At 53.8% G+C, this 7275-nt stretch carries 9 protein-coding genes; 4 read left to right on the plus strand and 5 right to left on the minus strand.

Annotated elements, in window-relative coordinates; translation table 11 throughout:
• The 5 genes from E7Z62_08890 to E7Z62_08910 form a co-directional block, all read right to left on the minus strand.
• Positions 1–248: ArsR family transcriptional regulator (locus E7Z62_08890; GenBank protein MBE6523217.1), on the minus strand; the 248-nt coding region annotated here is incomplete at its 3' end.
• Between the two features lie 118 nt (positions 249–366).
• Positions 367–1320, minus strand: a complete 954-nt coding sequence (locus E7Z62_08895) for a hypothetical protein (protein MBE6523218.1) — start codon at positions 1318–1320, stop codon at positions 367–369.
• Between the two features lie 82 nt (positions 1321–1402).
• Positions 1403–2857, minus strand: a complete 1455-nt coding sequence (locus E7Z62_08900) for an aspartate aminotransferase family protein (protein MBE6523219.1) — start codon at positions 2855–2857, stop codon at positions 1403–1405.
• Positions 2838–4187 carry an aminotransferase class III-fold pyridoxal phosphate-dependent enzyme gene (locus tag E7Z62_08905; GenBank protein MBE6523220.1) on the minus strand — a complete coding sequence of 450 codons (1350 nt, stop codon included), beginning with the start codon at positions 4185–4187 and terminating at the stop codon, positions 2838–2840. The genes E7Z62_08900 and E7Z62_08905 overlap by 20 nt, the downstream gene beginning before the upstream one ends.
• Positions 4188–4266: 79 nt before the next feature.
• On the minus strand, positions 4267–4986 hold the full coding sequence (locus E7Z62_08910; protein ID MBE6523221.1) for a hypothetical protein: 720 nt from the start codon (positions 4984–4986) through the stop codon (positions 4267–4269).
• Between the two features lie 72 nt (positions 4987–5058).
• On the opposite strand from E7Z62_08910, the gene E7Z62_08915 reads away from it, so the two are divergent.
• From E7Z62_08915 to E7Z62_08930, 4 genes are read left to right on the plus strand one after another with little or no spacing between them, the layout of a single operon-like run.
• The gene (locus E7Z62_08915) at positions 5059–5799 is read left to right on the plus strand and encodes a DUF4198 domain-containing protein (GenBank protein ID MBE6523222.1); all 741 of its coding nucleotides are present in this window, start codon (positions 5059–5061) and stop codon (positions 5797–5799) included.
• Entirely contained in the window at positions 5800–6579 is a 780-nt protein-coding gene (locus tag E7Z62_08920) for a cobalamin biosynthesis protein CobQ (GenBank protein ID MBE6523223.1), read from the plus strand.
• A 5-nt stretch (positions 6580–6584) separates the two neighbouring features.
• Positions 6585–6779: a CooT family nickel-binding protein gene (locus E7Z62_08925; protein ID MBE6523224.1), complete on the plus strand. Its 195-nt coding sequence runs from the start codon at positions 6585–6587 to the stop codon at positions 6777–6779.
• A 4-nt stretch (positions 6780–6783) separates the two neighbouring features.
• Entirely contained in the window at positions 6784–7185 is a 402-nt protein-coding gene (locus E7Z62_08930) for a hypothetical protein (GenBank protein ID MBE6523225.1), read from the plus strand.
• Positions 7186–7275 lie beyond the last annotated feature (90 nt).

Here is a 7275-nt window from a genome sequence, read left to right on the forward strand (position 1 = left end):
GGCATCTTCGAGGCCCAGACCTCCTCATCGAGGGCCAGGGTCCTTTCGGTCGTGCCCCTGACCTTCCTCTCCTCCTCTATCTTCAGTATCCCTTGCTTGAGCAGGGTGTTAACGTGGCGGTATATTGTGGGTGCCGGAACGTCATCCATGTGATCGGCGAGTTGTCTTGTGGTCGCCGTTCCATTGATCTGGAGGTACTGGACTATTCTCAGTCTGATCGGGTTCGAGAGGATGTCTTCAAGGCCCATGATATCACATAATTATCATATTTGATAATATTATTACTAACGATAATAAATATAAATCTATCGTACAACGTCAGAATAATACCAATAGGCTGTCAGATGCTGTGCCTGAGAAACAATATCAGTGATGATGCTTGTCGCTTCTGCCCTTCAAGCCCGGAGGAACGTATTTTCCGAATCTTTTTGCGTATCCAATATGGATCTTGATGTTCATCAGGATGACTGAACTAATCACAAGTATGATCCCAGCAATCTTGAGAGGGCTTAGCCCCTCTCCGAAAACTAGGAAGCCTACCGCAGCGGCGACGACCAGCTCGAACACGGACAGGATGGAGGATAGCGTAGGTTCGATGTACTTCACGCTCCAGGCGTAAAGGAAGAACGGGACCATGGTCATGAACACCCCCAGGGCGATGGCGGCGATGATGCCGGTCTCGGACGAGACAGCATCTGCGACAGCACCGACATCTGAGAAAGGCAAAGCGATAAGCCCTGCGATCAGAAGGGTGTAGAAAAGACTGGCCTCCGGTTTGATGCCCCTGTTCTGCGCAAGTCTGCTACCTATGAGGAACATCCCGAAGCACATCCCGGACATGAGGGCGCCCAGCACTCCCGAGATCTTGATGTTTTCATTCCCCGAGATGATACCGGTCACCAGGATGCATCCGATCATCGCCATTACCATCGCAGACACCTTCTTCAAAGTGATTGCATCCCTAAATAGGAACAGGGATACGATCATCACATAGAACGGCGAGGTCATCTGCAGCAGGGTGGCCATGGAGAGGTCTATCGTGGTCTGAGCATAGAAGAATGTGACGTCGGAAGCGATCTTGAACAGTCCGAACACAATGAAGAGGGGTATGTCCTTGGCCTTGATCTTCAGAGATTCGCGCGAGAATACGGAGATGAGAAGAAACAGGACGATACAGCTGACCGACAGACGGATAAGGACCGTTTCCAACGCCGAGAGTCCGCATTCTTGCTGGAAATAGCGGGTGCAGATACCGAGAAGTCCGAAGAGCGTGGCTCCGGACAGCACCGCAATGACGGCCAATGCATGGTTTCTTTCCATCACGTCCGCGATAATTATAATGTATTTATACACCGCGTCCGGAAAAGTGATACCGTTGAAAGATCGGATGACAGAGGTCTCCTCAGGAGAGCTGCCTTCCCAGCGCTTCGATCCTATCGACTATCTCATCGATCTGGGCCGGCTCAAGATTGGGGTTCAGGAGTGTGAACTTCAGCATCACGCGGCCGTCCTTGACGGTCTGGCCGATCACAGTCCCTTCGCTTAGGAGCTGTCTCCTGACCTTCTTATTGATCTCATCGCCGGCATCCAGAGCGAACACGACTGAAGACAGCTTTGGCTCGACAGGCGCGATGAACGCGGGGTTGCGGGATATCTTATCGAACATGTACTTCGCATTGCCGACCGATTTGTCTATGATTTCCGCATACCCGTCGGCACCTCTCGTCTGGAACGCCATGAACACCTTCAGGGCGTCGAAGCGGCGGGTGGTCTGCATGGATTTGCCCACGAGGTTGATGTATCCGTCCTCCTCATCCTCCTCGCGATTCAGATAGTCCGCGTGGAGCTCGAAGCATTTCAGCAGTTCCCTGTCCTTCACGAGGATGGCGGAACAGGAGATGGGCATCAGGAACATCTTGTGGAAGTCCACGGTGATGGAATCGCACATCGAGATCGATCCTATCCTTCCCCTGTATTTTTGACTCATGATGAGTCCGGAACCGTATGCAGCATCCGCATGGAGATGCATCCCGTAGCGGTCGCACAGCTTCCTCATGCCTGCGGCATCGTCTATCGAACCGAAGTCCGTGCTCCCGAATGTGGCCACGGCACAGTACGGGTAGAGTCCGGCGGCGACATCCTCCTCGAGCATCCTCTCGAATGCAGCGAGGTCGATCCTGCATGTGGAATCCACAGGGATCTTGCGTACTGCGTTGTATCCCATTCCCAGGATGTGGCTGGCCTTGTCCATGGAGAAGTGCGATATCTCCGACGTGTAGACGCGGAGCTTGTTGTATTCCGGGGGAAGCCCGTTGAGCTTGACATCCCAGTTAAACTTCTGGGCGCAATACCAGTCGCGTGCCGCGATGATCGCCGATATGTTGGATTGGGAACCTCCGGATGTGAAGCATCCGTCGCCCTTCTCGGGGTCGAATCCGAACAGTCCGAGCAGACCGTGGACCATGCTCTCCTCCATCTCGGTGGCGGCGGGTCCCTGATCCCAGCTGTCTAAGCTGTCGTTGAAACACGATATGATCAGTTCCGAGCAGATGGTCTCCGTCAGGACCGGGGAGTGAAGATGGGGCATGTACTTCGTGGACCATGTGCGCAGCATATGGGGGAGTATCTCCTTCTTCGTCTGTTCGAGAACGGCCTCGAAACCCTTCCCTTCCTCGGGAAGGAATCCGAGCGATGTGATCTTCTCCCTGAGCTCGTACGGGTCGATCCCGGAGAACGCGCTGTTGTCGGAATATGAGTCGAATATGGCCTTCAGAGTCTCGTCTATCATCTGAGAGAATCTCTTCCTGACCTCTTCGGTCTCGGTGAGCAGGAGAGGGTCAGTGCATGACATCCGCATCGACCTCTTTCACGACCTTCGAGAAGATGGCCAATGCCTGGTCGATCTCCTCGTCCGTGATGGTCAGTGCGCACAGGCATCTCATGACAGAGCCGAAACGTCCGCCCTTCTCCATGATCAGCCCATTTTCGAGGCACATGCGCTGGACACGCGCTGTGATCTCCCCGTCAGGCATGGGTGTGCCCATGATGTCCTTGGGTCCGTTGGGGTTGATGAACTCGATTCCGAGCATGAGTCCGGTTCCGCGGACGTCTCCGATGATCGAGACATCTTTCTGGAGCTTGAGCAGTCCCTCCTTCATGCGGTTACCCTTGCGGGTGACCTCATCGAGGAATCCGGGCTGACTGATCCTTTCGATGACGATCTTTCCGGCTGCCATTGCAAGCTGGTTCCCGCGGAAGGTACCTGCGTGGGCACCGGCGGTCCATGCGTCGAGTCTCTTGTCGTAGACGACCACCGACATGGGCTGTCCTCCCCCAACGGCTTTGGAGATGAGGATGACGTCGGGGACGATGCCTGCGTGCTCGAATGCGAACACCTTTCCTGAACGTCCCATGCCGCACTGGATCTCGTCGCAGATGAGGGGGATGTCAAGTTCCTTTGTGATTCTGCGTACGGCCTGAAGGAATTCCACGGGGGCAGGGATGACTCCGCCCTCTCCCTGGATTGCTTCAAGGATGACCGCCGCGGGTTTGATGACCCCGCTCTCGGGGTCCTTGAGAAGTCTCTCGAAATAGTTGATGCAGGCCTTGGTCCCGGCTTCTCCGCCCAATCCCATCGGACAGCGGTATGAGTACGGGTAAGGCATGAATTGGACACCGGGCATGATGTTGGGGACCTTGCTCTTCGCATTGAGGTTACCGGTCAGCGCCATGGCTCCATGGCTCATCCCGTGGTATCCGCCTGAGAATGCTATGACTGTGCTCCTTCCTGTAGCTGTCTTACAGAGCTTGATCGCAGCTTCCGTTGCGTCCGATCCGGACGGGGAACAGAACTGCACCTTCGCTTTTTCTGCAAGTTCCTTGGGAACGATGGAGAACAGAGCTTGGACGAACTCGTCCTTCATGGGTGTGACAAGGTCCAACATGTGGAGGGATGCTCCGGATTGGATCAGCTCGATCATGGCTTTGCTGACCTCGTCATCATTGTGGCCCAGTGCAAGGGTTCCTGCACCGTTCAGGAAGTCAAGGTAGCGTTTGCCCTCAATATCCTCCACCCAAGACCCTTTGGCTTTCATGATTGCCACGGGGAATTTGCGTGGATAGCTCCTGGCGGAGGACTCATAGCCCTCCTGGCGCTCGATGAAGTACTTGTTCGTATTCTGGTTCATTATAAAAGGGTACTAAACCATTGCTTTTAACCATTGCCCTTGCGGGTGGACATAAAGGGCTGTTCTGTTGGAACCAGCATCACCATCCGTCGGGAACCTTCGAGTCTAGTATCTTATAGAAAGATACTAAGTCGGAGACCGGTCTGGAGTAGGAGACGATCAGACCGGACGAATCGAGCTCTTCTTTTGATTGGGAGGCGGCCAGGCCGTCGAATGCGATGAACAGGGGGATGACACGTATTCTGCTGATCCCTGATCCCTTGACGGATTGTATCGCTTCGCTTATGCTCCTTCCGTGGCGGCAGAAGGCGATCTCCGTCCTCCATCCGCATCCTTCGAGTTTCTCCGCATAGAATCTGGCGGTATCCTCGGATTCCCTTGTTTCGGAGCCGTATGCTAGGATGAGGAGAGCGGTATCCTGTCTGACCGTCCCTTCTCTGGCGATCAGCTCCTCCGCCAAGGCATAGTTCTTTCCCAGCGCGGTCGCGAATCTTGTTGCGATGTCCTTCCCGTTCATCATCCTCCAGGAACCGCAGTTGTCGGGAAGCCCTAGCTTCTTGGGCATGGTCCACACCGTCATCTTTCCTTCAGAGATGGAGAGCGGAAGGATCACGAACGTGTCCACACCATCCCTGTTCATGGATTCCATGACCGTATCCGATGAAGGTGAGCCGTAATGGTATCCGATATGCACGTTCTTCCTGCCGTTGGATCTCAGATAATCCGCACATCTCTCTGCCACAGATCTTTCGCCTTCGGAGCTGGCGTGCTGTGCGAGAACTATTATTCCGGACCTCATTGACAGTAACACTATTTCATTATAGATAACATATGGTATGCTTTAAATCGTAATTCGTGTTACCAAGGATTCATGACATACGGATGCGATCCTGAGAACGACCCTGAGGTTCTGAGGAGTTTTGCAAGGCAGGCCTACGGCCACGAGATTTGGTTAGACAAGGTATTCCGTGAGGATGATGAGATCTGCGTGTACGGATTGTACGGGCACAAGATGATCCCCGACAACCCGATGCCTTCAGATTATGCCCAGCCCGTCCTCTATGGGGACGAAGGCCGTCTCAAGGACCCCTACAGGGAGATCATCAAGGATCCTCACGGATGGAAATTCTCATTCGAGGACGTGGGCGCCGATGTCTACACCCTTTACATAGATTCCAACGCCACATGGGTCACGGATGACAGCGGATGGCACCGCGGCGTCAAACGCGATTTCGCCACTGTCAAGACCTCTGCTGCATACAGCATGGTGGCGAAGAGGATCATATCCAAGGACGGCAAGAATCCCGGAGAGGTGCTGCACGGTGTACTCGACATGCTCCCTGACAGGGCGAAGCTCACGGTCGGAGAGGATGTCGTGCTCAAACTCTTCTACGAGGGCAAGCCCCTCCCTAACACCAAGGTCATATGCTACCGCGAGGGCGCAAGCGAGCTGGAGGAATACAAGACGGATTCCGAAGGAGTGCTAAGATATCCTGTGAAGGGTAAGGGGCTGCATGCGTTCATCGCAAGATACGTCGATGAGACAAAGAAGGTCAACGACGAGTTCGACGAGACCTCATACAAGATCACCCTCACTTTGGAGACGGATTGAATGCTGAAGATAATCTCCACGGGAAAGGGCGGAGTGGGGAAGACCACCACCGTTTCGACCCTGGCTACCATGATGGCCAAGGAGGGAAAGAAGGTGCTGGTTTTCGATACCGACCCGAGTATGAACTTAGCAATGACGCTAGGCATACCGTATCAGGAGGTCCCGACGATCACCGACAACAAGGAGAAGATAAACGAGGAGCTGGACGAAATGGATGAGGAGAACGCCATGGCAGTCGGCAAGAACATCCTTGAGAACTACTCCAAGGTCAACAAGGACGGGATCCGCATAGTCATAATGGGGTCCATCCCCGAGGAGGGGAACGGATGCCTATGCTCCGCGATCTCCATCGTGAAGATCCTGATGAACTACGTCGATTCGGACAGTTGTCCAGAGGCATACGACGTGGCGTTCGTCGACTCACAGGCAGGACCCGAGATCCTGGGAAGGGGTCTCGCCAAGGACTTCGACTGTAACATGATCATGACCGAACCCACACCCAAGTCAGCAGAGGTGTCGAAGCAGGTCGCATCACTAGCTAAGAATCTGGGGATCTCGATGAATCTCCTGGTCATCAACAAATCGGAGATCGCCGAGGATGTCGACCGTCTGTCCGAACTCGTCAAGATCCCCGCTGCTGACGCCGTACGCATCCGCTACGACCACAGCGTGATAGAGGCCGACAGGATGAACGTCTGCCTGCTGGAGGGGTTCCCCCACTGCGACGCGATCAATGACATTTATTCGATAAAGAAGAGGATAGAGGCTATCCAGGGTTGAGAGCAATGTGCGAATTCACAGTATATCTGAACGGAAAGGACGACAGCGACATCGTCGCTAAGAACGTGATCAAATCCAAGATCAAAGAGGACCATATCTCCATGATGGACAGCACCGGAAAGACCTACAGGATCGACAATGCGGAGATCGTGACCGTCGATTCGATCATGGCAGAGATGCACCTCAAGACCATAGCGTGATAGGATGATGGAAGAAATCGTGAAGAAAGGGGACTATCTGTCACTGTTCAGCGACTCAGAGGCTTTCGAAGAGGCTCTGAAGGGGTACATGGGGATGTTCGACCGCGAGGTATTCGACTACATCTTGGTCTTCGACAAGGCATCATCGATGTTCGCCGCAGTTCTTGCGGACAGGTTCAAAAGACCCGTAATCTTCGACGTCAAGGATATGTCCAAGGGGAACAAAGTCCTGATCATGGCAGATTCCCTCGGTGACGGACAGTTCCTGAGGAAAACCGCCGAGGCCGTCGAGGCCCAGGGCGGACAGGTCCTCCGTATAGGATGCATCGTCGAGAAGGCATCCGAGGGTGCAAGGAAGAGCAAGCTCCTCAGACCATATCCCTTTGAGGCGTTGGTCCTTTGTTAAAACCATAAAAGGTGGCATTTGCCACCCATGTTTACCAACGTTAACTGTCGAACTAATAGTTGAATCGACATAACAGTTGGTCATTACATT

The organism is Thermoplasmata archaeon (genome assembly GCA_015063285.1).
Classification (GTDB): domain Archaea; phylum Thermoplasmatota; class Thermoplasmata; order Methanomassiliicoccales; family Methanomethylophilaceae; genus Methanoprimaticola.